The sequence below is a fragment of the Leucobacter sp. HNU genome (genome assembly GCF_047946755.1).
Taxonomy (GTDB): Bacteria; Actinomycetota; Actinomycetes; order Actinomycetales; family Microbacteriaceae; genus Leucobacter.
This window is the reverse complement of record NZ_CP178837.1, coordinates 1,486,711-1,513,330: the sequence shown is the minus strand read 5'-3', so window position 1 is coordinate 1,513,330 and position 26,620 is coordinate 1,486,711. Positions and strand designations below refer to the sequence as shown.

Genomic DNA, 26,620 nt, shown 5'->3' with positions numbered 1-26,620 from the left:
CGCCCGTCCTCGCGCGGGATCACGCGGGATGGTCCGCGTTGTACCGCTTCAGCACCTCGTCGATGGGGCCGTCGAGCCGGAGGGCGCCCCGGTCGAGGTAGAGGCCGCGCGCGCAGAAGCGGCGTAGGTCCCGTTCGTTGTGCGATACGAGGAACAGCGTCTTCCCTTCGGCGAGCAGAGCATCGATGCGCCGGTAGCACTTCTCCCGGAACGCGCGGTCGCCGACGGCGAGTACCTCGTCGACGAGCAGCACCGGCTCGTCGAGCTGCGAGATGAGCGAGAATGCGACCCGCACCTGCATGCCGCTCGAGAGATGCTTGTAGGGCGTGTCGAGGACGTCGGCGGCTCCGGCGAAATCGATGATGTCGTCGAAGCGAGCCGCGATCTCGGCGCGGCTGAGCCCGTGCAGGCCGGCGGTGAGGTTCAGGTTGTCGCGGACGGTGAGGTCCCCGACGAAGCCGCCGGTGATCTCGATGAGGGGCGCGACCCCGCCGTGCACGGTGACGCGACCCTCGTCGGGCAGCAGGACGCCCGCGACGAGCTTGAGCAGTGTCGATTTGCCCTGCCCGTTGCGACCGACGACGCCGATCGCCTCGCCGGCGTGCACCGAGAAGGAGACGTCGCGCAGCGCCCAGAACTCGCTCGGAGCGCGACGGCGCGAACCGCCGGAGAGCAGATCCTTGAAACTGCGACGGGCGCCGCGATTGCGGCGGAAGCGGACGCCGAGGTTCGACGCCTGGATGATGGGGGAGTCCGTGGCGGTCACGTCAGAGCTCCTTCAGGACGCCGCCGATGGTGCGGCGGAAGACGAGGATGCCGGCGATCAGGGCGACCGCGGTGAGGGCAGTCGAGACCCCGACGAGCGCCCAATCGAGCTGATCGGGGAAGAACCCCGCGCGGAACAGAGAGAAGATGCCTGAGAGCGGGTTGATCCAGGCGAGGGGGCGGACCGCCTCGGGCAGGTCGCTCGCTCCGTAGATGATCGGGGAGGCGTAGAAGAGCAGCCGCAGCACGAGCTTGGTCGCGCGCTCGAGATCGCGGAAGAAGACGGTCAGCGGTGCGATGAGCAGGCCGAGCCCGAGCACCAGGGCAGCGAGCAGCAGGACGGCGACCGGGAAGAGGACGATCTGCCACCCGACGTGCGCGCCGGAGAATACTGCGAACACGATGAGCACGGGCAGGCTGAGCAGGAACTCGATCCCTTTGGAGCAGACGATGCGCCCCACCCAGATCCATCGGGGAAGCGCGACCGAGCGGACGAGCTTGATGTCGCGCAGGAACGCCCGGGTGGAATCCGAGATGGCGCCGTTGAACCAGACCCACGGGAGCATGGCGCACAGGAGGAAGACGATGTAGGGATCCTCGCCGAGCCCCCGCTTGAGCATCTGCGTGAAGATGAACCAGTAGATGAGGCTCATGAGCAGGGGGTCGAGAATGGACCAGAGATAGCCGAGCAGCGAGGTCGCGTAGCGGACCTTCAGATCGCGCAGCGTGAGCAGGCGGAGCGAACGCCAGGCGACGGCACGGGGTTTCGGAGGAATCGCTGCGGAGGGCACACGAACATTCTGCCGGGTGACGGCGCGAACCGGGGACTCGGCTGTGAGCCGGGGCGGCACGAGGTTTGGTAGGTTAGGCAGGTGCCGTCGAACTCCCCGTCCTCCATGCCAGAAGCGCCGGTCGAGGCTGCCCGCGTCGACTCCGGCTCCGCCGAGTCCGCATCTGCTGCAGACGCTGCCGCGCCCAACGATGCTGCCCCGCGAACCGGCAGGATCCAGGTGCCGGTTCCCTCGATCGTCCGCGCCCGCGAGCGCGGACGTCTGGCGACGCAGAACCCGGTCGTCCTCCGCACCGAGGTGCTGACCAAGAACTACGGGCAGGTCGCTGCAGCGAGCGACGTCTCGATCCAGGTGCACGCGGGATCCTTCACCGGCATCGTCGGCCCCAACGGCGCGGGCAAGACGACGACGCTCTCGATGATCAGCGGGCTGAACCGCCCGACGTCCGGTCGCATCACGGTACGCGACATCGACGTCTGGGCGGACGGGCCCGCCGCGAAGCGCCTGATCGGCACCCTGCCCGACCGGCTGCGGCTCTTCGACCGTCTGACCGGGGCGCAGCTGCTCTACTACACCGGTATCCTCAACGGCGTCCGCGAGGACGCGGTCGCCACTCGCGCCGCCGAACTCGCCGAGGCGTTCGGCCTGGGGTCGGCGATGGACCGGCTCGTCTCGGATTACTCGGCGGGCATGCAGAAGAAGATCGGCCTCGCGTGCGCGATGATCCACGCACCCGAGGTACTCGTGCTCGATGAGCCGTTCGAGGCCATCGACCCGGTCTCCGCATCGAACGTGACCGACATCCTGGAGAAGTTCGTGGCCGGCGGCGGGAGCGTCATCATGTCGAGCCACAGCCTCGACCTGATCCAGCGCGTCTGCGACCACGTCGCCGTCATCGTCGACGGCAGTGTGATCGCCCAGGGCACGGTCGACGCGGTCCGCGACGGCATGAGCCTCGAAGAGCGGTTCGCGCACCTCACCGGCGAGTCCGGCGCAGAGAAGGGACTGCAGTGGCTGCACGGCTCCTCCGACTCCGTCTGACGCTGCTCGGTTCCGCGTTCCGCGGATCGGCGACGCGGGCGTTGCGGGCGGTGCTGATCGGTCTGCTGGCCGCTGCTGCCGCCGTCGCACTCGCCTGGCTGCCGACGCTGCTCCTGCACGAGGCGGACGCCCGCGCCGATCTCGACGTCTTCATCGGCTCCGCGCTGCTCGGCGCTGCGCTGCTCGTCCCGTTCTTCGCGAACCGCGGGCACCTCGAACCCCGGCAGTTCGCCTCGGTTCCGGCACGGCCGGGGTCCATCGCTTCCGCGCTGCTGTTCAGCACGGTGCTGACCTGGCCCGCGATCCTGCTCCTGGTCTGGCTCGTGGCGCTCGCCGCGCTGCGCCCGGAATGGCAGCAGCCGATCTGGGCCCTGGTGATCGGGATAGCGCTCGCCTACCTGTTCGCGCTCATCGCGGCCCGGGTCTCGTCGGCGCTTTCGAAGCTCTGGTTCGGGCACGACCGCGGCGGAGTGCTGCGAGTCGTCGGGACCGTTCTGCTGATCGCGATCCTCCCGCTCGCGTTCTTCGGCGTCACCGCGATCTCCGGTGCGCCCGAGGGCAGTACCGCCGCGGCGGCGCGGGCGCTCGGCTGGTCGCCGTTCGGCGCGGCCTTCGCGGGTGCCCAGCAGGCCGCGAGCGGGGATCCGAGCGCGGCGCTCCTGCACTTCGGCGTCGTCCTCGCCGGTGTGCTCGTGCTGCTCGCGATCTGGTTCCCGATCGTCCGAGCGTCCCTCCAGTCGGTCGAGCGGCCGGCGGACCCGGCGATCGCCCGCCGGGGGCTGGGCTGGTTCGAACGTTTCTCGGCGAAGCCCGCGTCCGTCATCGCTGCGCGCGTGCTCACCTACTGGAGTCGCGACCCCCGCTACCGCGTGGGGCTGTCGGCGATTCCGTTCGTCCCGGTGCTGATGATCCTCGCGTTCTGGGTCGCGGGTGCGGATCTGCGCACGCTGGCCGCGGTCCCGCTGCCGGTGATCCTCCTGCTGCTCGCGTGGTCGCTGCACAACGACGTCGCCATGGACTCGACCGCGATCTGGAGCCATGTCGCCAGCGGTATCGCCGGTCGAGACGATCGCCGCGGCCGTCTTGCGCCCGTGCTGCTGATCGGCCTGCCGGTCGCGCTGATCGGATCGACCGTGACGGTCACCGTCATGGGCGAGTGGCGGGTGCTCCCCGCGGTGATCGGCATGAACCTCGCCGTACTGCTCGTCACGTGCGGCGTCTCGAGCGTGTTCTCCGTACTCATCCCGTATCCGACCACCCGTCCGGGAGACAGTCCGTTCGCGCAGCCCCAGTGGTCCGGTTCCGGATCCGGGCTGTCTCAGACCCTGTCGATGATCGCGGCGCTGGTGTTCTCGGTGCCCGCGGTGTGGATCGCGGTCGTCGCACTGGTCGATGTGACTCCCATGTGGAATCTCGCGGCCCTGGCCTTCGGCGTGGTCTACGGCGTGGGGATCCTCGGACTCGGGATCCTGCTCGGCGGCAAGATCTTCGACCGCCGCGGTCCCGAGCTCATCGCTGCGACGCAGGTCTTCGACTGAGCCCGGTTCCGAATCGGAACTCGCAGCGCCGATCCGGGCTCCCCGCGTAGAATCGACTCATGGGTATCTTCACGCGCGGCGACTCCTCTCCGGCCGGTGGCACCGATGTGCTGGACCGCGAGCTCGAGGAGCTGCTGAATCAGGACCAGGTCGAGGACGGCGATCACGAGCGTTTCTCCCACTACGTACCGAAGGACAAGATCCTCGAGTCCGCCATGACGGGGAAGCCGGTGCGCGCGCTCTGCGGGAAGAAGTGGACGCCCTCGCGCGATCCCGAGAAGTTCCCGGTGTGCCCGGACTGCAAGCGCGTCTACGAGCGCATGCGCAAGGACTGAGCAGGGCTGCGCGAAGCTTTGCGGCTTCGCTGATCTCCGAGACGAGAACGGTCGTTCACCCGCCGGGGTGAACGACCGTTCTGGTGTTCTGGCGTTCTGGCGTTCTGGCGTTCTGGCGTTCTGGCGTTCTGGCGTTCTGGCGTTCTGGCGTTCTGGCGTGTTCTCGGCTCAGCGGTACTCGGTCGCGATCGCGGGGTCTCCGCGCGTGAGGCGCATCGCGATCGGGGGAGCTCGGCGACGCAGCGGGCATGGCGTTCGCGGGCTGCGGCGATCCCTTCGGATCCGGTGAACCCGGCCTGCACGGCTCCGTCGACCACGAGGGGGACCAGTACTTCTCGGTTCGGTGCGGTGAGGTCGGCGCCCTCGGGCTCGCCCCCGGGACCGTCGCCGAGGAGGATCAATTCGGTCTGCGCGCGACCGGCCGCGTCGAAGATCCGGCGGACGCTCTTGCGTCCGCCGACGGAGGCCTTGTCGGTGGATTTCTTCGCGACGGAGACCCAGTCGCCCGTGTCGTCGGTGCGTGCGACGAGCTTGTAGACCATGCCGAGTGTCGGGGTTCCCGAGCCGACGACGACGGACGTGCCCACCCCGAAGCTGTCCACGGGGGAGAACGCGAGGGCGGCCACCGTGTACTCGTCGAGGTCGTTGGTGACCGTGATCTTCGTTCCGGTCGCTCCGAGGCTGTCGAGGAGTTCGCGTACCTGCGCGACGACGACGGGGAGGTCGCCGGAGTCGATGCGGACGGCTCCGAGACCGGTGCCGGCGACGTCGATCGCGGTGCGCACGCCCTGTTCGATGTCGTAGGTATCGACGAGGAGGGTCGTCCCGGTGCCGAGTGCCGCGACCTGGGCCTCGAATGCGGCCTGTTCGCTGTCGTGGAGCAGGGTGAACGCGTGCGCCGCGGTGCCCATGGTCGGGATTCCGTAGCTGCGCCCGGCCTCCAGGTTGGACGTGGCGGTGAAGCCTGCGATGTAGGCGGCGCGTGCTGCGGCGACGGCGCTGCGCTCGCTCGTTCGGCGAGACCCCATCTCTGCGAGGGGCTTGCCGTTCGCGGCGTGGCTCATTCGGGACGCCGCGGTGGCGACTGCGGAATCGGCGTTCAGGATGCTGAGCGCGAGCGTCTCGAGCAGGACTCCTTCGGCGAAGCTGGATTCGACGGTGAGGATGGGTGATCCGGGGAAGAAGACCTCGCCTTCGGGGTAGCCCCAGATGTTGCCGGAGAACCGGTAGTCGGCCAACCAGTCGAGGGTCTCGGATCGGAGGAAGTCTGCTGCACGAAGCCACTCGAGTTCGGCGTCGGTGAACCTGAACTGCTCGATCGCCTCGAGGAGCCGGCCGGTGCCGGCGACCACGCCGTAGCGTCGACCGCCCGAGAGCCTGCGAGCGAAGAGTTCGAACATGCTCCGCCGGTGCGCGGTGCCCGATGCGAGGGCTGCATCGACCATGGTGAGTTCGTAGCGATCGGTGAGGAGAGCCGTTGAAGGAGTCACGTCGCCAGCATATCGCCGGGGCTGTCGCGTCATCGGAAATCCCGCGAGGAGACCGCTTGCGGCGCGGGCAGCGGTTCGAACTCGGCGGCGACGACGTTCACGACTCCTTCGGGCGACCGTTCGAGCACCCCGGAGATGATGAGCGCCGGTGATGAACGCGCGATCGTGCGGAATCGCTGCCAGACGTCCGCCCAGGTGATGATGTTGACGGTCCCGGACTCGTCTTCGAGCGTGAGGAACACCACTCCGCCGCCGGTCGGCGGCTGCTGGCGGTGGGTGACGATACCGGCGACGGCGACGGGCCTACCGGGCGGGAGCTGCTTGACCCGGTCGGAGCGGACGATGCCGCGCTGGTCGAGGCGCTCACGGAGCAGTGCGAGCGGGTGGCGGGACTCGCCGATCACGCCCGTGGTCCAGAGGTCGAGTGCGGTCTGCTCTTCCGGAGTGAGCAGCGGGAGGAGCGGCGGCTGCACGTGCACGGCGATCCCGGGCAGATAACGGTCTCGGTTGTCCGAAGCGGGGCCGGCGCTCCAGAGCGCTGCTCTGCGATCCATGTCGAGGCCCGCGCAGGCCCCGGCGGAGGCCAGGCACTCGAGCTGCCTGCGATCCAGATCGGCGCGCCTTGCGAGGTCCGCGAGGTCGACGAACGGCCCTGCCTTGCGCGCGGCGACGATCCGTTCGGCGACCGTCGTCTCGATGCCCTGGATCCCGGAGAGCCCCAGCCGCACGACGAATGGGCGGTCACGGCGATGCCGTCCCGAGTCGTCGGCGGACCCCCGGACGAACGGCGGAATCGGCGGCTGCTCGGCGTCGGCGCACGCCGCGAGGCCGCTGGGAGCGATCCGATCCGATGGGGCGTGCTGCTCGTCCCGCCCGGGTGCGCCGTGTGGAGGTGCGCCGTGCTTGGGTGCGCCGTACGGGGGTGCGCCGTGCGAGGGTGCGCCGTGCTTGGGCAGATCCTGCGGTTCGAGCGACGCGTGCGCCTCGGAATGCTGCACGTCGGCGGGGCGGACCTGGACGCCGTGGCGACGCGCGTCTTCGACGAGGGTGCGCGGTGCGTAGAAGCCCATGGGCTGCGCTCGGAGGAGGCCGACGAGGAACGCGGCCGGGTAGTGGAGCTTGAGCCATGCGCTGACGTAGACGAGCAACGCGAAGCTGATGGAGTGGCTCTCCGCGAACCCGAAGTTGGCGAACGCCTCGATCTGCTCGTAGATGCGCGCCGATTCCTCGGGGCTGAGTCCGTTGCGCTCCATGCCGGCCAGGAGCTTGTCCTTGAGCGTGTTCATCTGCTCGGTGCCGCGTTTCGAGCCCATGGAACGGCGCAGCAGATCGGCGTCCTCGGCATCGCATCCGCCGATCGCCATGGCCATCTGCATCAACTGCTCCTGGAAGAGCGGGACGCCGAGTGTGCGTTCGAGCACCGGTTGCAGCTTGGGGTGCGGGTAATCGGTTTCTTCCGTGCCGGCCCGGCGCCGGAGATACGGGTGCACGGCGCCGCCCTGCAGCGGCCCCGGTCTGATCAGGGCGATCTCGATGACGAGGTCGTAGAAGCGTCGGGGGAGCAGGCGGGGGAGCGTGTTGATCTGGGCGCGGCTCTCGAGCTGGAAGACACCGACGGCATCGCCTCGGCAGAGCATGTCGTAGACGCCGGCTTCCTCCTTGGGGATCGTCTCGAGCGTCCAGCGTTCTCCGAGGGCTTCGGCCACGAGATCCATCGAGATGCGGATCGCGCCGAGCATGCCGAGCCCGAGGAGGTCGAACTTGACGAGTCCCATGGCGGCGCAATCGTCCTTGTCCCACTGGAGCACGGTACGACCCGGCATACGGGCGTGCTCGATCGGGCAGACTTCGCCGACGGGCTGTTCGGTGAGCACCATGCCTCCCGAATGGATGCCGAGGTGCCGTGGAGCCTCCCTGAGCTGCTCCGCGAGGCCGGCGACATCCGGTGGGAGCGCTTCGAGATCCTGCTTGCCCGGTGTGTAGCCGAGCGCCTTCGCCGCGTCCCGTGCGGCGCTCTTCGGGCGATAGCTGATCACGTTCGCGACCTGGGCGGCGTTGCGTCGACCGTAGCGTTCGTAGACGTACTGGATCACCTCTTCGCGGCGTTCGGAATCGAAGTCGACGTCGATATCGGGCTCTTCCTCGCGCATGCTGGAGAGGAACCGTTCGAACGGGAGGTTGTAGCGCACCGAGTCGACGGCGGTGATGCCCAGAACGAAACAGATCGCCGAGTTCGCCGCGGAGCCGCGTCCCTGGCAGAGGATGCCGCGCCTCTTGGCGAACTGAACGATGTCGTGCACGATGAGGAAGTATCCGGGGAAATCGAGCCGTTCGATGACGGCGAGCTCGCGTTCGAGCCGGTCCTCGACCTCGGAATCGGGAAGCCGGTACCGTTCGGCTGCGCCCTGCCAGGCGAGCTTGCGGAGCCAGCTGATCTGCGTGTGGCCTTCGGGGACGTCGAGCTTGGGGAGTTTCGGTCGAGCGGAGCGAAGGGGAAATCCGATCTGCCGGGCGAGGAGCGCCGTCCGCGTCACCGCGTCCGCATGCCCGGGGAACCGGCGAAGCATCGAGGCGCCGGAGCGAAGCCGGGCGGCTCCGGTCGCGGGCAGGTACGCGTCGATCTCGTCGAGGCTGCGCCGCGCACGGATCGCGGCCATGGCGTCCGCGAGCTGTGCATGTCCGGCGTGAGCGTAGTGGACGGCGCCGGTGGCGACGATCGCGACTCCCGCGGCGGAGGCGAGCGCCGCCAGCCGATCGACTCGGACGTCGTCACCGGGAAGCCCGTGGTCGGTGAGCTCCACGAAGACGTGGTCGTGACCGAACCTGGCGATCAGATCCGTGAGCGCGCGGGCGGCTGCGGTGTTCCCTGATTCTCGCGTGCTTGCGGTGTCCATCGCCCGTCGAACCGTGCCTTTCCGGCACCCGGTGAGGATGGTCCACTCGCCGTTCGCGGCGCTGGCGAGCGCATCGAGATCGTAGCGAGGACGTCCCTTCTCGCCGCCGTCGAGCTGTGCCTCGGTGATCGCTCCGGCGAGACGGTGGTATCCGTCGACACCGTTCGCGAGAACGAGCAGATGCGTGCCTTCCGGGTCGGCGACGCCCAGCTGGGGCGTGTCGAGCCCGATGGAGAGTTCGGCACCGTACACCGTGTCGAGCGGTGCACCGGCGAATCGGGCGGCCTCGGCGAATCGTGCTGCGCCGTAGAAGCCGTCGTGATCCGTGATCGCGATCCCGGTGAGGCCGAGCCGTGCGGCTTCCGCGACGAGTGCTTCCGGAGAGCTCGACCCGTCGAGAAAGCTGTAGTGGGAATGCGCGTGCAGTTCTGCGTACGGTACCCATGCCGGAGATGTTTGCGGATGGTCAGCGCCTCCGCTCGCGGAGGTTCGCGCTGAAGCGGATTCCGCGCCCGCGTCCGCCGTTCGTGCCGGGGCGGGCGATGCGTCTTCCGCGCCGACCGGCGGGCGGGCCGAGAGGATGCGTTCGACCTCACTCCATTCCCGTCGAGAACTGTCCCATTTCATGTGTATGCCTCCTCTCTCGGATGCTCAGTCGTACTGTCCTTCTGCGAACCACGCCGGAAGCCCTCTGGACGCGTCGGCGCGTGCGGCATCGTCGGGGTCGTCCGTGACGGGCTCGCCCCCGGCGTTCCGCGCTCGCGGGCCCCGCTGAACGCGACCGGTGCGATGCAGCAGCCAAGCGCTGCCGTCGTCGAGGACCAGCTGCATACGGAAACGCTCCACGGACGAGGCCCACCATCTCTCCCGCACAGGCCAGGGTGCAGACCACGCGATGACGCGGTGCGAGAGTCCGTGTCCGTCGACTCTGAGGGACGCCGGATCGCTGCTCAGCAAGTCGTCGTCGAGCGTCACCGGACTTCCCGAAGCGTCCAGCAGCTCCGCCGGGAGCGGGGTCGGAAAAACGCGGGTCGGTGCTCCGGCCGCGGCGAGTCCGCTGGGCCAAGGACCCGCCCCGAGACTTCGATGCGCGGTGCGGGGCGGTCGTGTACCCCAGGGTGAGAATCGCTGGCGCTCAGTGCTGAGCCGACCTCCTACCAGCGACCCGATGAGGGCGCCGTCGTGTCCGACGAGGTTCTGCAAGCGAGTGATGTGATGATGCACGCGCTCGTCGGGTTCGCCGCTCCACAGGCCGGGTTCATGCGCTGCGGTGCGTTCGACCCGTTCGGGGGCCACACGGAGCGCGGCGATTCCCGCGCCGGTGCGCTCGGTACCTCCGTGCAGCCCGCCGGCCTGCCAGCGAATCCGATTGATGAGGTCCGATGCGGTGAAACGCCCGGGGTGCGCCCAGGTCCGTTCGTAGCGGATACCGACGTCGTCGATGAGCTCGATGCGCACTTCGGTGCAGACGAGCGCCTCGGCGAGGAGGTCCGTGACGAAGCGTTCGGCGGCCGCGCTGGACGCGAAGGCCAGGTGATCGGTGCTGCTGAGCGGCGGTTCGAAGTCGAGGGACAGGACGATCTCGCGGGGGTCGCAGGAAGCGGTGCATGCTCGAGTGCGGTTGACCGTGCTCCCGCGAGCCGATGCGCTTCCACGCCGGACGGTCCGAAGCGCTGTCTGATGGATTCTTCGGGCAACGCCGCGAGATCTCCGAGGGTACGGATGCCGAGCCCGAAGAGCACCTCTGCGAGATCCGGAGGCGCCGCACGGGAGACGGGGAGCGCGCTCAGAAACTGAGCCGAGGCCGACGGGGGGACGACTCGAATTCCAGCGGCAGGTGCGTCGATTCCGTGTGCAGCGCTCCCGGCTCGTGCTGCGTGAATCGCGGTGAACCGACCATCGGCGATGCCGACACGAGCCTCGGGGAAACCGAGTTCCTCGACGAGCCGGAGGAGCGCCCCCGCCGCTGCTTGCTCGTTGCCGTAGTAACGCGCGGGCCCGCGTGCGCGAAGTGCGCAGGTGCCCGGGCGGATCTGCTGGGTGCCGGGAGCAAGCCGCTCGATTGCGGCGAGCACGGGGGCGAAGCGGCGGTCGTCGGTCTCCGGGTGGTGCGGGTGCAGCGAGATCCCGGGGCAGAGACGGCTGGCCTCGCGTTCGCGCAGGCCGATGCGCACTCCGGCTGCGCGGGCAGCGGCTGAGCATGCCACGACGCGGTGCCCGGAGATGAGGGCGGTGGGCGCTGCGGCGGTTGTCGTTCCCACAGCATTCTCAGTGTGCAGGGCGTTGTCGCCCAGCGCTCGTGGCGGGGCGGGCTCCTGCGGTGCGATTCGCTGTTCGGCTTCACGCTCCAGCCGTTGAGCGTGGATCGGCCAGTCGGGTATCCAGATGACGATCGTGCGTTCCGGTCCGACCGAAGCCTGCCCTGCCCGGAGCGTCATCGGAGTGCCTCGAGGAATCGTGTCCGGGAAACGGAGGGCCTTCCGCCGTCGAACTTGATGGTGCGTGTACTCGGTCCGCGCCGGTCCCGGGTCTGCACGGTGAGCGTCCGTTCACCGAGGACACCGCGGCCGGTTCCGAGGCCCTGCCAGCTCGAATCGATGACCCGAAGAGTGCTGGTCGGGTGAGGCCAGTCGCCCACGCAGATGAGGACGGCTCCGCGCTCGCGCAAGCGGGCGGCTACGCGGTCGGCATCGGCCTGACGTACAGAACCCGAGGTGCGCGTCAGGACGATCGAGAGGACCTCGGAGAGCGTGGCGACGGCGTTCAGGGCTCGGTCCCCGGGGCGCGGAACCAGAACGAAGCGTTCGAGGGCGATACCGATCGCGGCTGCGGATTCGAGCCCGAGGTCGGGGAACCCCACAGCTCCGCACCACAGCCCGGACGCGGACGCGTCGGCGACTAGGGCCAATGCGAGCGCCAGCGATCCCTGCACCGAGTAGCTGCCGCCGCGCATCAGTGCTCCTCCGGGGAGCAGCGAACCCAGCTCGGCGTGCGTCGGCACGCTGCGATCGCCGAGCTGCGGAACTTGCATCTCGGTGATGCGTTGCTGCAGAGCGCGAACGGCGGAGGGGCTGACATGGAGCAATATTCGAACATATGTTCGAATAAGTCAATCTGGTTGCGCAGATGCGCTCTGCCTCGCGTGTCGGCGTGGGTGCGAGGTCGGGTGCTGTCGGCTGCCGCGGGGAATCGCTAGGATGGGTGCGATGAACGAAGACGACCTGGACGACTACGAACGCGATGCAGAGCTTGCCCTGTTCCGCGAGTACCGCGACATCGTCGGGCAGTTCCGCTATGTCGTCGAGACCGAGCGGCGTTTCTACCTCGCGAACGAGGTCGATCTGCAGCGGCGCGACGCCGGGAACGACTTCTACTTCGAGCTCGCCATGAACGACGTCTGGGTGTGGGATGTCTACCGTGCCGACCGATTCGTGAAATCGGTTCGCGTGCTCACTTTCAAGGACGTCAACGTCGAGGAGCTCTCCGCGCGGGAGTTCTCCCTGCCGCAAGAGCTCTCGCTCGATAAGTAGTCGCGTCACCGCGTCATCGCGTCACGGAGTTACTCCGCGCTCCTCCCCAAGGGGCATCGACGCGCGAATGAGCGCCTGAACGCGCTGGAGCCTGTGCGCAGCGCATCCGGTCGGTGAGCCGCCTCCGAGACTGTGCTCGGAGGTGCAAATGACCAGCACGAATACTCGGACGCTCGACACGATTCCCGACCGTCAGACCCTGGGGCGATGGGGCGAGAAGACCGCAGCGGACTACCTCGAGTCCCGCGGATACCGCATCCTCGCCCGCAACTGGCGTACACGGGAAGGAGAGCTCGACCTCATCGCGTATCAGGCGGATTGCCTCGTCGCGATCGAGGTGAAGACCCGGAGCGGCCAAGGGTACGGCAGCCCGCTCGAATCGATCACGCGACGCAAGGCTCGAAGACTGAGGCGGCTGCTGCTCCAGTGGGTCAGGGAGCAGCGCCCGGGTGCCGCGCGGCTCAGGATCGATGCGATCGGCATCACCGTGCGGCCGGGGGAGCTCCCCGGGATCGATCATCTTCGGGGAATCGTATGAGCGAGCCCGCTGTCTGCCGGGCTGCCGCGATCGCGCTGGCAGGGCTCGAAGGATCTCCCGTGTTCGTGGAGGCGGCGCTTTCCCAGCAGCTCCCTGGGATCGGGATCGTGGGCCTTCCGGACACCGCGCTCGCCGAAGCGAAATCCCGGGTGCGGGTGGCCACCGAGAAAGTCGGCCTCAAGCTGGCCGACCGCTTCATCCTGATCAACCTCGCACCCGCGGCGCTGCCCAAACACGGGTCCGGGTTCGACCTTGCGATAGCGCTCGCCGCTCTCGCCGCTTCCGGGCGGGCTCCTGCTGCGCGTATGAGCAGTGTCGTGCACCTGGGAGAACTCGCGCTGGACGGCGAGCTCCGTCGGCCTCCGGGCCTGCTCGGTGCGGTTCTCGCTGCGCGTCGGCTCGGGTTCGAACGGGTCATGGTGCCGGAATCAGCCGCGGTCGAGTCCTCCTTGGTGCCTGGGATCGAGACGATCGCAGTCCGCGATCTCGCGGATGCCGTTGCCTGGCATTCGGGGGAGGACCGTACATGGCGGATCGTGACCCCCGGATCCTCCGCGCGACCGACCGAACAGGCTCGAACGCACGACCGCTGTGGCGCGGAACCAACGCACCCGAGACCCGACGGCACCCCGGACATGGCCGACATCATCGGGCAGGACGAAGCGGTGGAAGCGCTCGTCGTTGCGGCAGCGGGAAGGCATCATCTCTCACTGACCGGCCCTCCGGGTGCTGGGAAGACCCTGCTCGCCGCATGCCTGCCGACGATCCTTCCTGACTTGAACCCGGAGGAATCCCTCGTCGCGAGCAGCATCGCCTCCCTCGGAGGCGACACGCTGAGACGCCTGGTGGTGCGTCCGCCTTTCGAACATCCTCACCACACCGCATCTGCGATCGCGATCATCGGAGGAGGCGACGGCAGGGGAGTGCGTCCCGGAGCGGTGACCCGTGCTTGCCATGGCGTGCTGTTCCTCGACGAAGCCGCGGAATATCCGAGACATGTCCTCGACGCGCTCAGACAGCCGCTCGAATCGGGAACCGTCGACATCCACCGGGCGCGATTCCGTGCGACGCTCCCGGCGAAAGCGCAGTTGCTGCTTGCCTCGAATCCCTGCCCGTGCGGGAACGCCGGCTCTCTCGATGCTGCGGCAGAGTGCACGTGCACACCCATCGCCAGAATGCGGTACCGATCACGTATCTCGGGCCCGTTGTCCGATCGGATCGACCTCAAGATCGAAGTGCGTCGAGTGTCGAGCGTGCAGGAACCCACCGCGGGCGCAGCGAACCGCACGAGCGCAGAACTCCGCTCGCGCGTCACGCGCGCGAGAGCACGGGCAGCAGAGCGATTGCGGGGAACACCCTGGGTCGTCAACTCGGACCTCCCCGGGCAATGGCTCCGCGGGCCGGCTGCGAAGCTGCCCCGTTCCGAGACGGTCGTGCTCGACCGGGCACTCGCGCTCGGAGCGCTGACGCTCCGAGGCTACGACCGAGCGCTCCGAGTCGCATGGACACTGGCTGACCTCGCCGAAATCGATCGTCCCGGACGTCGGGAGATCGCCCATGCCCTCATCCTCCGTGAGGGAGACCTGACATGACCGCCCCCGACAACCGAACGCAGGGTCAGCCTCCTGCCGCTCCGGGCCCCGTGATCGCGGACCTCGAACTGCGCAGAGCACTGCGTGCGCTCCATCCGGGCGTCCGCGCTGCTCCCGCAGCATCGAAGGACGACTCCGGCGCCGACGAGGCAAGGATCGCCCGAGTGGCGTGGTCGCGCATCCTCGAACCCGGAGACGGAACGGCCGGTGCGCTCATTCACGCAGTGGGTGCGTCGAACGCCTTGAAACTGCTGCTTGCCGGGGCTTCCCCGGAGCAACTCGGCCAGGCATGGCGAGAAGCGGACCCGCAGGCCGAACCTCGGGGCCGAGTGCTCCACGCCGCGATCGAACGATGGAAACCGCGTCTGGACCGCAGCGCGACGCTCGCCGACCTCGGGAGAGCAGCCGAGACCGGCCTCCGAGTCGTCTTTCCCGAGGACGACACCTGGCCGCAACAGCTCAATGACCTCGGGCCCCACGCGCCGGTCATGCTGTGGGTGCGCGGTGACCCGGACGTCCTCGGTCTGCAATCGCTGGCAATCGTCGGGGCCCGGGCTGCTACTTCGTACGGCACGCGCATCACCGCGGAACTCACCTCAGGAGTCTGCTTCGCGGGCGCGGCCATCGTCTCCGGCGCGGCATACGGAATCGATGCCGCAGCTCACCGCGCCGCGCTCGCCGCAGGGTCCCCGACCGTGGCGGTGCTCGCTGGCGGAGCGGAACGACCATATCCGCTGGGCAACTCGGACCTCATCGATCAGATCGCGGAGCGCGGTGCGGTCTGCTCGGAGGTCGTCCCGGGAACGGCGCCGACGCGATGGCGATTCCTGCAGCGCAATCGTCTCGTGGCGGCGTTGTCCTCCGCGACGCTGGTCACGGAAGCGGGGATGCGGTCGGGATCGTTGAATACAGCCGGGCACGCGGCTCAGCTTGGGCGTGCGCTCGGCGCCGTGCCGGGTCCGATTACTTCGGCTGCTTCTGCCGGTTGCCACCGTCTGATTCGCGAATACTGTGCATCGCTCGTCACATCTCCGAGCGATGCCTGCGAACTCGTCGGCCTCGATCTGGCCTTCGAAGCCCAGGGGAGTGGCCGAGGCATGCGAGGCGGCGCGCTCGATGGTGGTTCCTCCTCGCACGGAAACGCTGATGGACCCCGGAGAACTCCGGTCATGCATCAGCGCATTCTCGATGCGATCCCGCTCCGAGGAGCGCGGGAGTTGGAACCGATCGTGCGGCTCGCGGGTGTCGCGCCAGGAGAAGCGCGCGAAGCGCTCGCGGAACTGGAACTGCTCGGTCTGATCGAGAAACGGGAGCGTGCGGGCGAGCATCCGCATCAGTGGGGGTTCCGCCGAGTCGAGCGTGAGCAGCGCAGATGAGCAGATCCCGAAACGCAGGACCAGGACGCGCGGATCAGAAGCGTTCGTCGAGGATCGCCGGGAGTACGAGCTCCCGCACGAAGGAGGCCGGAGACAGCCGCAGCATCGTCCGCACGATTTCGACGACGTCGTGCACGGGAACGAGCCCGCCTGCGCCGCGAGTCGCGGCTTCCTCGACGGGCATGGTCAACGGGTCATCTGTGTTCAAGAACCCCAACTGCAGCACGCTCACCGAGAGGCGGTGCTGACGATACCCTTCACGCAGAGCGTCGGCGATGCCGGTGAGCGCGAACTTGGACGCGCCGAACGCCACCTCCGGCCGGCCGCTGCGCGGCACTCCGGAGGTCGAGCCGGTGAGGATCACCCGCGGATGCGCGCTCGCCAGGAGCGCGGGCAGCAGGCGATGCAGCAGGAGCAGCGGGCCGGTGACGTTCGCCGTCACCAGGGTCTCGACCTCTTCCGCGTCGGATGCGAGGAAGTCGTACGTGCCGGAGAATGCGCTCTCTTCCCAGATCCCGAGGTTGTAGAGGATCACGTCGATCGAACTGGGAAGAGCTGCGGCGATCGATTCCGCGGCCTTCCGCGGGTCGGAGAAGTCGGCGCCGATCCAGGACAAGGGTCCGTTGCGGTCGGCTGTGACGAGCTGCTCCGGCGGGTTCGGGGCTCGAGAGACGCCGAGCACGCGGTGCCCATCCTCGAGCAGCGCGGAGGCGAGAGCGAGTCCGAGTCCGCGACTCGCGCCGACGATCAGAATGTTCAGCGCAGGTGCCGCACGGTTCACCGGAGAGTTTCCGAATCTCCACCGGGGAAGCCGCCGAATGCGGGGTGCCCGGGTCTGATCGCATCGAACGCTGTGCGGACCAGGCGGAGCTGGTGCTCGAGCGGCTCGTCCTCGATCTGCGAAAGGAGCTGATTCAGCATGGCGAGCACCGCACCGACCAGTGACCTCAGAATGACCTGAATGTCGGCAGGGGCCGCGTCGAAATCGGCCCGACCCCGGTCCGGATGCGCGCACCAGCGTTCCCAGAGCAGATCGCCGACCCGCTGCTGCACGACCGAAGCATGCGCGAGCTGGCGGGTCATGACGTGAGGGAGCGTTCGTTGATCCGCTTGAACGTCCTGGCGCGCTGGAGAACCTCATCGTGATCGACGGAGTCCAGCAGAACCTCGAGCGCGCGCTGCAATGAAAGCCACGGTGCCTCGTCCATGGGGCGTGCACTCAGCGCGCCGAGCAGAAGCTCGATCTCCGCATCGGCATGGAGGAAGAGCACCTCGTCCTTCGTGCCGAAATAGCGGAAGAATGTGCGCTCCGAGACGCCCGCGGCCCGAGCGATGTCATCGACCGTGGTCTCGTCGTATCCGCGCTCTGCGAACAACTCGATCGCGAGTGCGCAGATCCGCTCTCGGACCACTTGTCGAGACAGCTCACGGGTCGATCGGGTCGGCATCCTCACAGGCTAGCAGCGCGAATCTGGCATAGGCTGCCAGAAGTGGCAGTCACTGACAAAATTGGAAAGAGAGACTCGTGAGTCGCACGTCATCCCCGGCCGTTTCGCACGCCGAATCGGGCCGTTCTCCGGTCGAAATCGAGACCGAATCCGTGTCGAGTCGTCGCCCGATGCTGCTCATCGGGGTGCTGCTGGCCGGCGCCTTCGTCATGGTGCTCAACGAGACGGTCATGAGCGTCGCCCTGCCTCCGGTCATGAAGGACTTCGGGATCACCGCTTCCGCGGGGCAATGGCTGACGACGATCTACATGCTCGTCATGGCCGTGGTCATTCCGATGTCGGGGTTCATGCTGCAGCGTTTTTCCCCGAGGGCGGTGTTCGCGCTGTCCCTGACCCTCTTCACTCTGGGCACCGCGTTGGCGGCCCTGGCTCCGATGTTCTCCGCGCTCGTGCTCGCCCGCGTCCTCCAAGCCGCGGGAACCGCGGTCATCATGCCGCTGCTCACGACGACCATCCTCAACGCCGTGCCCGAGGGGAGACGCGGCCGCATGATGGGAACGATCGCGGTCATCATGGCCGTGGCACCGGCACTCGGCCCCACCGTTTCCGGGGCCCTGATCACGGCAGCCGGCTGGCGCTCGGTGTTCGTCGTCGTTCTGCCGATCGCCGCTGTCGTGCTCGTGGTCGGAACGATCCTCGTCGGAGCTGGCGGTGCGGGTGCACGTGTTCCCTTCGATGTGCTCTCGGCCCTGCTCTCGACCCTCGCGTTCGGGGGCCTCGTGTTCGGCCTCGGAAGCATCGGCGAAGCCGTCAACGGTCACAGCCTCATGCCACCGCTCGTTCCGCTGCTGCTGGGCGCCGTGTTCCTCGGCCTCTTCATCTGGCGGCAGCTCGTGCTGCAACGCCGAGCCTCGGCCTTCCTCGATCTGCGGCCGTTCCGCTCGCGGCCGTACTGGGTCGGTGTCGCGCTCATCTCGGTAGCGATGTGCTCCATGTTCGGCGCCGTGATCCTGCTCCCGCTCTTCATGCAGAACGTGCTCGGGCTGAGCCCCGCAGCGGCCGGTCTCGTCGTGCTGCCCGGAGGGCTGCTGATGGGACTCGCCGCGCCTCTCGTCGGGGCGCTCTTCGACCGTGTCGGTGCCCGCCCTCTGGTCATCCCCGGTGTTCTGACCGTCTCGGCGGCGCTCCTCATGCTCGCGTTCATGACCCCGGACGTCCCGGTCTGGTACATCGTGGTCGCGAACCTCGTGCTCGATCTCGGCTTGGCCTGCATGATGACGCCGCTCATGACCAGCGCGCTCGGCTCACTCGAACCCGAGCTCTACCCGCACGGCAGTGCCATCCTCAACACCCTCCAGCAGCTCGCCGGAGCTGCCGGGACTGCGCTGTTCGTGACGATCATGTCCTTCGGCGCGGCCGCTGCCGCCTCCGGCGGAGCCGCGAGCGCGGAGGCCGCAGCGCAGGGGATCCACTTCGCGTTCGTCGCAGCGGCGTGCGCCTCCGTCGTCGCAGTGCTGCTGTCGTTCCTCGTGGGTGGCAGAACGCCGGCGAAAACGGGAGCCGCGCATTCGCGAGCCGGAACCGGGGCCGCCGTCGATCGGTGATCGGGTCGGGCGCCGCGCGGGACCGCGGCGCTCCGAAACCGACGGCAGCGCGAGAATAGGGGCATGAATCTCGGTACGGCGATCGACGGCTTCCTCTCGGCGGTCGAGTACGAATACGGCTACTCGCCGCAGACCGTTCGCGCCTACCGTCGAGACCTCCTCTCTTTCGCGGCGTACCTCGAAGCCTCGGACCCCGAATCGGGCGCCGAAACGGACGTCTCGGGAATCGGACTCGATGCGCTCCGGGACTGGCTCTGGTCGCGCCAGGAGCAGGGGCTCGCGCAGAGCACCCTCGCTCGGAACGTCGCGACGCTCAAATCGTTCGGCAAGTGGCTCGAGCAGCACCGGCTCGTCGCCGGCAACCCGGCATCGCGACTCCGTACCCCGAAGGCTCCGCGTGCGCTCCCGAGAGTGCTCTCCGACGATCAGGTCTCGCGAGTCCTCGACCGGGCCGAAAGCCTGGCGCGGACCGGGGACCCGCTCGCGATACGGGATCGGGCACTCCTCGAACTGCTCTACGCGACGGCACTGCGCGTCTCCGAAGTGTGCGGCCTCGACCTCGCCGGGCTGGACCGAGTGCAGCGCACCGTGCGCGTCATCGGCAAAGGGGCGAAAGAGCGGGTCGTCCCCTTCGGAGCCCCCGCCGCGCTCGCCCTCGAGCACTACCTGGCGGCAGCCAGGCCGGAGCTGCTCCGCGCAGCGGCTGATGCCTCGGGCGGCGCAGGCCCTGCGCATGAGAGCGCAGCGGCAGCGGTGTTCCTCTCGGCATCGGGTGCGCGGATCCAAGCGCACCAGATCTACCGCCTGGTGGCCCGCGCGCTCGAGCAGGAGCCCGGGAGCGGTCCGCGAGGTCCGCACACGCTCCGCCACACGGCCGCGACACACCTGTTGAACGGCGGTGCGGATCTGCGCGTCGTGCAGGAGATGCTCGGCCACTCGAGCCTCGCGAGCACCCAGGTGTACACCCACGTCTCGACCGATCGCCTCGCGCAGAGCTATCGGCAGGCCCATCCCCGCGCGTGAACCGCCCAGCCCATCCGCACGGAAGCCTCCGATCCGGGGGGGGACTACCGCGCTCGCAGCGGAACGCGCGCTCGGTGCGGACGCGTCCGACCACGGCAGGAGCCTCGGCTTCGATACGAAGAACCGCAACGGATTCGCATAGTCGCCGTCGACGCGGACCCCGATATGGAGGCACTCGTCCGCGCAGTGGCCGCCCCGGGCGACGACGCCGATCTCATCGCCCGTCGTGACGGTCGCGCCCGGGGCGAGCGTCGAGGCGACCGGTTCGATCGAGAGCACCGTGCGCTCGTCGACCCTGATGGAGAGCGCCGGGCGATCCACCACGACGCCCGAGAACGCGACGGTGCCTGCGACGGGCGCGCGCACCGGCGCCCCCGGAATCGCGGGGAGGTCGATTACTCGATGCCCCGAGGCGTACGGCGTCGGGGGCGCTCGGTACGGACCTGTGACGCGGAACGGTCCGGGAAGCGGGGAGGGCCAGACTTCGGCGCCGCGATGCGCCGCCGAAGCGGTCGTCGAGGTTTCGGCGGTCGACGCGACCGACCAGGAGAGGAGCAGCGCGGCAACCGGGGCGAGCAGGGAACGTGCACGGAGCCTGGGGGCGGAGTTCATGCGGGGAGTCTGCGGGCGGGTGGGCGCGGACGGCATGGAATCCACAGGAGGTCGGGCGCGAGCACCCCGACGAGCGCGTGGGCGCGGTTTGGAGGGGGAGGATCTCGTCGCGGTGGCGCGCCGGTACCCGCGCCGCGATGCCCCGTATCGACAATCCGTGTATGCTTGCAGGGCACCTCTTATGGGGTGACTTCGCGTGCCCGCTCATCGGCGCGCCGCCATCGGTCTTCACCGACGCACTCGCACCGCGATTCTTCGCGGGGCGTGCTCGGGGAGCGGCGGATCCCGAGGGCACCAGGAATCGGCCGCATCGCGACCGGCACTCAACCGCAAGTGCGCACCGTTCGGTGCGCTGACACCAAGGAGAACGACCATGGCCGTCGTCACCATCCGCCAGCTGCTCGACAGCGGCGTCCACTTCGGACACCAGACCCGTCGCTGGAACCCCAAGATGAAGCGCTTCATCTTCACCGAGCGCTCGGGCATCTACATCATCGACCTGCAGCAGTCGCTCGGCTACATCGACGACGCCTACGAGTTCGTCAAGAACACCGTGGCCCGCGGCGGCAACATCCTCTTCGTCGGCACGAAGAAGCAGGCCCAGGAGGCCATCGCGGAGCAGGCTGCTCGCGTGAACCAGCCCTACGTGAACCAGCGCTGGCTCGGCGGCCTCCTCACCAACTTCCAGACCGTCACCAAGCGCCTCGAGCGCATGAAGGAGCTCGAGCAGCTCGACTTCGAGGGCGGCACCAGCGGCTTCACCAAGAAGGAGCTCCTGCTCAAGAAGCGCGAGCTCGAGAAGCTGCAGAAGTCGCTCGGCGGCATCCGCCACATGACCAAGACGCCGTCGGCGCTCTGGGTCGTCGACACCAAGAAGGAGCACCTCGCGATCGACGAGGCGAAGAAGCTCGGGATCCCCGTGATCGCGATCCTCGACACCAACTGCGATCCCGACGAGGTCACCTTCCCGATCCCCGGCAACGACGACGCCATCCGTTCGGTGTCGCTGCTCACCCGCGTGATCGCCGACGCCGCTGCCGAGGGCCTCATGGAGCGCCACCAGAAGCCGGCCGAGGGCGAGACCGCTGCCGAGCCGCTCGCCGAGTGGGAGGTCGAGCTGCTGAACGCCGACAAGGCTGCCGAGGCTCCCGCGGCCGAGAGCTCCGAGGCCGCTGCGGCGACCGAGGCTCCCGCCGAGTCGGCCGAGTAATCGGTCTTCGAACCACCGACAGAACCGACACCCCACAATCCTGAAGGAGTCACACATGGCTGCAGTGAGCATGGCCGCTGTGAAGGAACTGCGCGATCGTCTCGGCGCAGGAATGGTCGACAGCAAGAACGCGCTGGTCGAGGCTGAGGGCGACATCGAGAAGGCCATCGAGATCCTGCGTCTCAAGGGTCTGAAGGGCGTTGCGAAGCGCGGCGACCGCGAGGCGAGCGAGGGTCTCGTCGCGGTCAAGCAGACCGAGGGCGCGGCCACGATGATCGAGCTCGTCTGCGAGACCGACTTCGTCGCCAAGAACGAGAAGTTCATCGCGCTGGCCGATCGCGTCCTCGACGCGATCGCCGCCGCCGGTGCGAGCACTGCCGAGGAGGCCCTCGCGGCCCCCGTCGACGGCAAGACCGTCGGCGACGTCATCAACGACGAGGCCGCGATCATCGGCGAGCGCATCGTGCTCCGCAAGGTGACCCGCATCGAGGCTCCCGCCACCGCCGTCTACCTGCACCAGACCTCGAAGGATCTGCCCCCGCAGATCGGCGTGGTCGTGGGCTACGAGGGCGCGGACGCCGATGCTGCACTCAGCATCGCCCGTCACATCTCGTTCGCGGACCCCGTGTACCTGAACCGCGAGGACGTGCCCGAGGCCGAGGTCGAGAAGGAGCGCGCGCTCGTCACCGAGATCTCGAAGAACGAGGGCAAGCCCGAGGCGGCGCTGCCGAAGATCGTCGAGGGTCGCCTCACCGCGTTCTTCAAGCAGATCGCGCTCAACGAGCAGGTGCACGCGCTCGACGCCGACAAGCGCGAGGTCAAGAAGGTCGCCGATGCCGCAGGCATCACCGTGACCGGCTTCGCACGCGGCAAGGTCGGCGCCTAACCGCTGTTGCAGAGAGACCCGGGTCCTGGTGACCCGGGTCTCTCTCCATGTCCAGACACTAGAATTCACTCAGCCCAAACCGAAGGAGACCTCCGATGACCTCGACCGCCACCCGCAAGCGCCGCGTTCTGCTGAAGCTGTCGGGGGAGGCGTTCGGCGGAGGGACTCTCGGGGTCAACCCCGACGTGGTGAGCCAGATCGCGCGGGAGATCGCGGCTGCGATGGAGACCGCGGAGGTCGCCGTGGTCGTCGGCGGTGGCAACTTCTTCCGCGGCGCCGAGCTCTCGCAGCGCGGCATGGACCGGGCTCGCGCCGACTACATGGGCATGCTCGGAACGGTGATGAACGCGCTGGCGCTGCAGGACTTCCTGGAGCAGGCGGGTGTCTCGAGCCGGGTGCAGTCCGCGATCACCATGACCCAGGTCGCCGAGACCTACATCCCGCTGCGAGCCGTCCGACACCTCGAGAAGGGGCGCGTGGTCATCTTCGGCGCCGGAGCCGGCCTGCCGTACTTCTCGACCGATACGGTCGCCGCCCAGCGAGCCCTCGAGATCCAGGCCGACGAGGTGCTCGTCGCCAAGAACGGCGTCGACGGCGTCTACACCGCCGACCCGCGCCAGGATCCGGACGCGCAGCTGCTCGAGGAGATCAGCTACAACGACGCGCTCGTGCGCGGCTTGAAGGTCGTCGACTCGACCGCGTTCAGCCTCTGCATGGACAACGGCATGCCGATGCGCGTGTTCGGCATGGAACCCGCCGGCAATGTCACCCTGGCCATCCGTGGGGAGCGTCTGGGAACGCTCGTCCACCGCTAGGCTTGAAACATACACTTCAGAAAGGGGCGCACCGTGATCGATGAGGTCTTCGCCGACGTCAAGGACCGCATGAACAAGGCGGTCGAATCCGCGAAGGAGAGCTTCGCCACGGTGCGCACCGGCCGCGCCAACCCTGCGCTGCTCCAGGGCGTGCTCGTCGACTACTACGGCACCCCGACGCCGCTCCCGCAGCTCGCCGCGGTCGCCAACCAGGACGCGCGCAGCCTGATCATCACGCCCTACGACAAGGGCGCGATGAAGGACATCGAGCAGGCGATCCGCGACATGCCGAACCTCGGGGCGAACCCCTCGAACGACGGCTCCGTGATCCGCGTGAACCTGCCCGAGCTCACCGAGGAGCGCCGCAAGGAATTCGTCAAGATCGTCAAGGCCAAGGCCGAGGACGCCCGGGTCGCCGTGCGCAATCTGCGCCGTCGCGCCAAGGACGACCTCGACGCGCTCAAGAGCGAGGTCGGTGAGGACGACGTCGTGCGGGCCGAGAAGGAGCTCGAGGCGCTCACCAAGCAGATCATCGACCAGGTCGATGAGGCGATGAAGCGCAAAGAGACCGAGCTGCTGGAGGTCTAATCCAGATGTCGGGCGCCGAACGGCGCGAGGAGCTTCGCGCGCAGCTCGAGGCCACCAACGCCAAGATCGAAGCGCGGGCGGGACGCAACCTGTTCCTCGCGGTCGGTTCCGGCGTGGCCTTCGGCGCGCTCTTCCTGGTGAGCCTCTTCATCTGGAAGGACCTCTTCGCGCTGCTCGTCGCCGCGCTGGTGTCGGTCGCGCTCGTTGAACTGGCGAGCGCCTTCCGCACGGCGGGCCGCAGGGTCCCCCGCGTCGGGGTAGTGCTCGGCGGACTCATCGTGGTCGGGGGTTCCTACTTCTTCGGCGCCGCAGGCATGGTGCTCGGCCTGTTCGCGGGTTCGCTCCTGCTCACGGTCTGGCGCCTCGTCGAGGGGCTCTTCCCGCAGTGGGAGACTCCGCCGAAGACTCTGATCCGAGATGTGTTCTCGGGCCTGTTCACCCTCGTCTACGTCGCGTTCCTCGGCTCGTTCGGGGTCCTGCTGGTCATGTCCGACCGGGGCGAGTGGTGGGTGTTCACCCTCGTGCTCGTCGTCGTGTCGGTCGATATCGGTGCGTACGCCGCGGGAGTGACGCTCGGCAAGCACAAGATGACGCCGCGGATCAGCCCGAATAAGACCTGGGAGGGATTTGCGGGAGCCGCGATCGTCGCACTCGCCTCCGGCGTGCTCGCCTCGATCTTCGCGCTCGAGGAGCCGTGGTGGGTCGGTGCGATCATCGGTGTACTGGTGCTGCTGACCGCGACCGGCGGAGATCTCACCGAGTCGCTCATCAAACGGAATCTGGGAGTCAAAGACATGAGTTCGTGGATCCCCGGCCACGGCGGCCTGCTCGACCGTCTCGATTCGTTGCTGCCCTCGGCGGTCGCCGTGTACGGGGTCGCGCTGGCGCTCGGGGTCGCAGCATGACGAGCGGAGCGCCTCTGGACGGCGCAGCCGGCACGACCCCGATCCCCGTCGGGGATGCGGCCAACCCTGAGATCGCGCCCGTGACGGCCCCCGTCCCGAGCCAGCAGCTCGGCGGGGGAGCGCCCGACACCTCGTTCCCGAGGGCGGGTCGCAAACAGCTCGGATACCGCACGGCCGATGTGGATCAGTTCCTGCTGCAGGCGCGCCGCACGTACGAGGGGGATCCGTCGCTCACGACCCCCGTCACCTCCCAGGAGGTACGGCGAACGGCGTTCCCGGTGCACCGGCGCGGCTATTCCGCGCGGTTCGTGGATGCCGCGATGGACCGGCTCGAAGAGGTCTTCTTCGAGCGGGAACGCCGCGAGCGCATTCGCGAGATCGGCGAGGACGCCTGGTGGGCGGATACGCAGCAGCTGCTGTCCGAGGTGAAAGGACGGCTGCAGCGCGACCGCGGTCGACGGTTCCGGCGCCGGGGTCTCCTGACCACGGGATACCGGATCTCCGAGGTCGACGCCTTCCTCGACCGCATCACCGCGATGTTCGAGGGCAACGAGACCGTGTCCAGCATGGACGTACGCTCGGCCGTATTCCACTCGCAGTGGCGGGGCTACGACGAGGACCAGGTCGACGCGCTGCTCGACAGCGTCGTCGTGCTGCTGCTCGCGACCCGGTGATGCCGCAGCTGCGGAGCGATCCGACGCAGCGGAATCGACGCGCCGCCCGAGCCTGGGCTGCGCGGCACCCATTATTGAGATAGAATCGTGACCATTGTGACTGCAGCGACTCGACAGAACCGACCCGCAACGGGATGGCGACGCGTGCGTGGCATGGCCTCCGCGACCGCCGTTCTCGCATTCGTCGGCACCCTCTCGGTGGTGCCCTACACGGCCCCGAACGCCTACGCGGACCAGGAGTTCCTGGCGACGCAGGATCAGCGGCTGCACCAGCAGTTCGTTCCCGCGACGGCGACGGAGGCCTCCTTCGATCTCGCGGCGTCACCGATCGAGCTGGTGCCCGAGGCGAAGCCCAAGAAGGTTGCTACCGTCGACCCTGCGGAGAGCCAGACGGATGCAAGCACCAAGCAACCTGACGCGAGCGAACCTCCGATGTACACCGGCGGAGGCTCTCCTGCTCTGTGGATGGAAACTGTGGGCATTCCCAAGAGTGATTGGGGCTACGTCGACTACATTGTCTCCCACGAGAGCACCTGGAATCCGAACGCGATTAACCCCACCTCGCGCACCTGCGGTCTTGTCCAGATTGATCCCATGCACGGTGTTGCAAATTGCACGAATCCGATTGTGAATCTGCGATGGGGTGATGCCTACGCAAAGTCGAAAGGCGGCTGGAAGGCCTCGTATGAGCTCTGGGTCTCTCAAGGCTGGTGGTAAGGCGTAAGGCCCGCCACAGGCTACACAGACCGGAACCGCGTGACGTCACCCGTCTCGCGAACGGCGGCGCTCAGCGTGTGACGCGAGCCGGACGAGAGTGGTTCGTCCGCGATATCCCCGCCCATCGCGCGGAGAAGGCCTACCGGTGCCCGTCGTGCGGCAACGAGGTCCCGCCGGGCCAGGCTCATGTCGTGGTCTGGAGCGCCGAGCACCTCTTCGGTGACGGTGCAGCGGTGCAGGATCGACGC

At 68.2% G+C, this 26,620-nt stretch carries 24 protein-coding genes and 3 pseudogenes; 17 read left to right on the top strand and 10 right to left on the bottom strand.

What is annotated here, in order from left to right:
- Positions 1–19: 19 nt before the first annotated feature.
- Together AB3K78_RS07460 and AB3K78_RS07455 are read right to left on the bottom strand one after the other, a co-directional pair.
- Positions 20–766, bottom strand: a complete 747-nt coding sequence (locus AB3K78_RS07460; RefSeq protein ID WP_416447126.1) for an ABC transporter ATP-binding protein — start codon at positions 764–766, stop codon at positions 20–22.
- 1 nt (position 767) lies between these two features.
- Positions 768–1,556 (bottom strand): ABC transporter permease, encoded by a 789-nt coding sequence (locus AB3K78_RS07455; protein WP_416447125.1) that lies wholly within the window; start codon positions 1,554–1,556, stop codon positions 768–770.
- Positions 1,557–1,661: 105 nt separating this feature from the next.
- Here AB3K78_RS07455 and AB3K78_RS07450 point away from each other — a divergent pair, with 105 nt between their 5' ends.
- Genes AB3K78_RS07450 through AB3K78_RS07440 form a run of 3 tightly spaced genes read left to right on the top strand, consistent with a single transcriptional unit; the run spans position 1,662 to position 4,470 of the window.
- Positions 1,662–2,597, top strand: coding sequence for an ABC transporter ATP-binding protein (locus AB3K78_RS07450; protein ID WP_416447124.1), 936 nt, complete (start codon positions 1,662–1,664; stop codon positions 2,595–2,597).
- On the top strand, positions 2,567–4,135 hold the full coding sequence (locus AB3K78_RS07445; RefSeq protein WP_416447123.1) for a hypothetical protein: 1,569 nt from the start codon (positions 2,567–2,569) through the stop codon (positions 4,133–4,135). Before AB3K78_RS07450 ends, AB3K78_RS07445 begins: the two co-directional genes overlap by 31 nt.
- A 59-nt stretch (positions 4,136–4,194) precedes the next feature.
- Positions 4,195–4,470 (top strand): DUF3039 domain-containing protein, encoded by a 276-nt coding sequence (locus AB3K78_RS07440; RefSeq protein ID WP_046455647.1) that lies wholly within the window; start codon positions 4,195–4,197, stop codon positions 4,468–4,470.
- 168 nt (positions 4,471–4,638) lie between these two features.
- Here the strand turns inward: AB3K78_RS07440 and AB3K78_RS07435 are convergent.
- Positions 4,639–5,960 (bottom strand): annotated as a pseudogene (locus tag AB3K78_RS07435) (nicotinate phosphoribosyltransferase).
- Positions 5,961–5,989: 29 nt separating this feature from the next.
- A complete protein-coding gene (locus AB3K78_RS07430; protein WP_416447122.1) occupies positions 5,990–9,481 on the bottom strand; it encodes a PHP domain-containing protein in 3,492 nt (1,163 codons plus the stop codon).
- Between the two features lie 555 nt (positions 9,482–10,036).
- On the opposite strand from AB3K78_RS07430, the gene AB3K78_RS07425 reads away from it, so the two are divergent.
- The gene (locus AB3K78_RS07425) at positions 10,037–10,651 is read left to right on the top strand and encodes a hypothetical protein (protein ID WP_416447400.1); all 615 of its coding nucleotides are present in this window, start codon (positions 10,037–10,039) and stop codon (positions 10,649–10,651) included.
- A 146-nt stretch (positions 10,652–10,797) separates the two neighbouring features.
- Here the strand turns inward: AB3K78_RS07425 and AB3K78_RS07420 are convergent.
- Together AB3K78_RS07420 and AB3K78_RS07415 are read right to left on the bottom strand one after the other, a co-directional pair.
- Positions 10,798–11,292 (bottom strand): annotated as a pseudogene (locus AB3K78_RS07420) (hypothetical protein); the annotation flags it as partial.
- Positions 11,289–11,885, bottom strand: coding sequence for a hypothetical protein (locus AB3K78_RS07415; RefSeq protein ID WP_416447121.1), 597 nt, complete (start codon positions 11,883–11,885; stop codon positions 11,289–11,291). The pseudogene AB3K78_RS07420 and the gene AB3K78_RS07415, both read right to left, overlap by 4 nt.
- A gap of 175 nt (positions 11,886–12,060) precedes the next feature.
- On the opposite strand from AB3K78_RS07415, the gene AB3K78_RS07410 reads away from it, so the two are divergent.
- The 4 genes from AB3K78_RS07410 to dprA all read left to right on the top strand — a co-directional run bounded on the left by AB3K78_RS07410 (position 12,061) and on the right by dprA (position 15,890).
- Complete coding sequence (locus tag AB3K78_RS07410) at positions 12,061–12,384, top strand: DUF2469 domain-containing protein (RefSeq protein WP_416447120.1); 324 nt, start codon at positions 12,061–12,063, stop codon at positions 12,382–12,384.
- A 148-nt stretch (positions 12,385–12,532) separates the two neighbouring features.
- Positions 12,533–12,922 carry a YraN family protein gene (locus tag AB3K78_RS07405; protein ID WP_416447119.1) on the top strand — a complete coding sequence of 130 codons (390 nt, stop codon included), beginning with the start codon at positions 12,533–12,535 and terminating at the stop codon, positions 12,920–12,922.
- The gene (locus AB3K78_RS07400; protein ID WP_416447118.1) at positions 12,919–14,514 is read left to right on the top strand and encodes a YifB family Mg chelatase-like AAA ATPase; all 1,596 of its coding nucleotides are present in this window, start codon (positions 12,919–12,921) and stop codon (positions 14,512–14,514) included. Before AB3K78_RS07405 ends, AB3K78_RS07400 begins: the two co-directional genes overlap by 4 nt.
- Positions 14,511–15,890 carry a DNA-processing protein DprA gene (dprA, locus tag AB3K78_RS07395; protein ID WP_416447117.1) on the top strand — a complete coding sequence of 460 codons (1,380 nt, stop codon included), beginning with the start codon at positions 14,511–14,513 and terminating at the stop codon, positions 15,888–15,890. The genes AB3K78_RS07400 and dprA overlap by 4 nt, the downstream gene beginning before the upstream one ends.
- A gap of 34 nt (positions 15,891–15,924) precedes the next feature.
- Here dprA and AB3K78_RS07390 read toward each other — a convergent pair whose 3' ends face one another.
- From AB3K78_RS07390 to AB3K78_RS07380, 3 genes are read right to left on the bottom strand one after another with little or no spacing between them, the layout of a single operon-like run.
- Positions 15,925–16,671, bottom strand: coding sequence for an SDR family NAD(P)-dependent oxidoreductase (locus tag AB3K78_RS07390; RefSeq protein WP_416447116.1), 747 nt, complete (start codon positions 16,669–16,671; stop codon positions 15,925–15,927).
- The gene (locus tag AB3K78_RS07385) at positions 16,668–16,973 is read right to left on the bottom strand and encodes a hypothetical protein (protein WP_416447115.1); all 306 of its coding nucleotides are present in this window, start codon (positions 16,971–16,973) and stop codon (positions 16,668–16,670) included. The genes AB3K78_RS07390 and AB3K78_RS07385 overlap by 4 nt, the downstream gene beginning before the upstream one ends.
- Positions 16,970–17,338, bottom strand: a complete 369-nt coding sequence (locus AB3K78_RS07380; protein WP_416447114.1) for a TetR family transcriptional regulator — start codon at positions 17,336–17,338, stop codon at positions 16,970–16,972. Before AB3K78_RS07380 ends, AB3K78_RS07385 begins: the two co-directional genes overlap by 4 nt.
- A gap of 152 nt (positions 17,339–17,490) precedes the next feature.
- Here AB3K78_RS07380 and AB3K78_RS07375 point away from each other — a divergent pair, with 152 nt between their 5' ends.
- Together AB3K78_RS07375 and AB3K78_RS07370 are read left to right on the top strand one after the other, a co-directional pair.
- Positions 17,491–18,942 carry an MDR family MFS transporter gene (locus tag AB3K78_RS07375; RefSeq protein ID WP_416447113.1) on the top strand — a complete coding sequence of 484 codons (1,452 nt, stop codon included), beginning with the start codon at positions 17,491–17,493 and terminating at the stop codon, positions 18,940–18,942.
- A gap of 63 nt (positions 18,943–19,005) precedes the next feature.
- Positions 19,006–19,965, top strand: a complete 960-nt coding sequence (locus tag AB3K78_RS07370; RefSeq protein ID WP_416447112.1) for a tyrosine recombinase XerC — start codon at positions 19,006–19,008, stop codon at positions 19,963–19,965.
- Positions 19,966–20,106: 141 nt separating this feature from the next.
- Here the strand turns inward: AB3K78_RS07370 and AB3K78_RS07365 are convergent.
- Positions 20,107–20,577, bottom strand: a pseudogene (locus tag AB3K78_RS07365) (peptidoglycan DD-metalloendopeptidase family protein); the annotation flags it as partial.
- A gap of 373 nt (positions 20,578–20,950) precedes the next feature.
- Between AB3K78_RS07365 and rpsB the strand changes: the two are divergent.
- The 7 genes from rpsB (at position 20,951) to AB3K78_RS07330 (ending at position 26,372) form a co-directional block, all read left to right on the top strand.
- Positions 20,951–21,787 (top strand): 30S ribosomal protein S2, encoded by an 837-nt coding sequence (gene rpsB, locus AB3K78_RS07360; protein ID WP_416447111.1) that lies wholly within the window; start codon positions 20,951–20,953, stop codon positions 21,785–21,787.
- Positions 21,788–21,842: 55 nt separating this feature from the next.
- Entirely contained in the window at positions 21,843–22,673 is an 831-nt protein-coding gene (tsf, locus tag AB3K78_RS07355; RefSeq protein WP_416447110.1) for a translation elongation factor Ts, read from the top strand.
- 95 nt (positions 22,674–22,768) lie between these two features.
- Positions 22,769–23,488 (top strand): UMP kinase, encoded by a 720-nt coding sequence (pyrH, locus tag AB3K78_RS07350; protein ID WP_416447109.1) that lies wholly within the window; start codon positions 22,769–22,771, stop codon positions 23,486–23,488.
- 33 nt (positions 23,489–23,521) lie between these two features.
- Complete coding sequence (gene frr, locus AB3K78_RS07345; RefSeq protein WP_416447108.1) at positions 23,522–24,076, top strand: ribosome recycling factor; 555 nt, start codon at positions 23,522–23,524, stop codon at positions 24,074–24,076.
- A 5-nt stretch (positions 24,077–24,081) separates the two neighbouring features.
- Positions 24,082–24,981, top strand: a complete 900-nt coding sequence (locus AB3K78_RS07340) for a phosphatidate cytidylyltransferase (RefSeq protein ID WP_416447107.1) — start codon at positions 24,082–24,084, stop codon at positions 24,979–24,981.
- Positions 24,978–25,655 (top strand): DivIVA domain-containing protein, encoded by a 678-nt coding sequence (locus tag AB3K78_RS07335; protein ID WP_416447106.1) that lies wholly within the window; start codon positions 24,978–24,980, stop codon positions 25,653–25,655. Before AB3K78_RS07340 ends, AB3K78_RS07335 begins: the two co-directional genes overlap by 4 nt.
- 153 nt (positions 25,656–25,808) lie before the next feature.
- Complete coding sequence (locus AB3K78_RS07330; protein ID WP_416447105.1) at positions 25,809–26,372, top strand: transglycosylase SLT domain-containing protein; 564 nt, start codon at positions 25,809–25,811, stop codon at positions 26,370–26,372.
- The last annotated feature ends 248 nt before the right edge of the window (positions 26,373–26,620 follow it).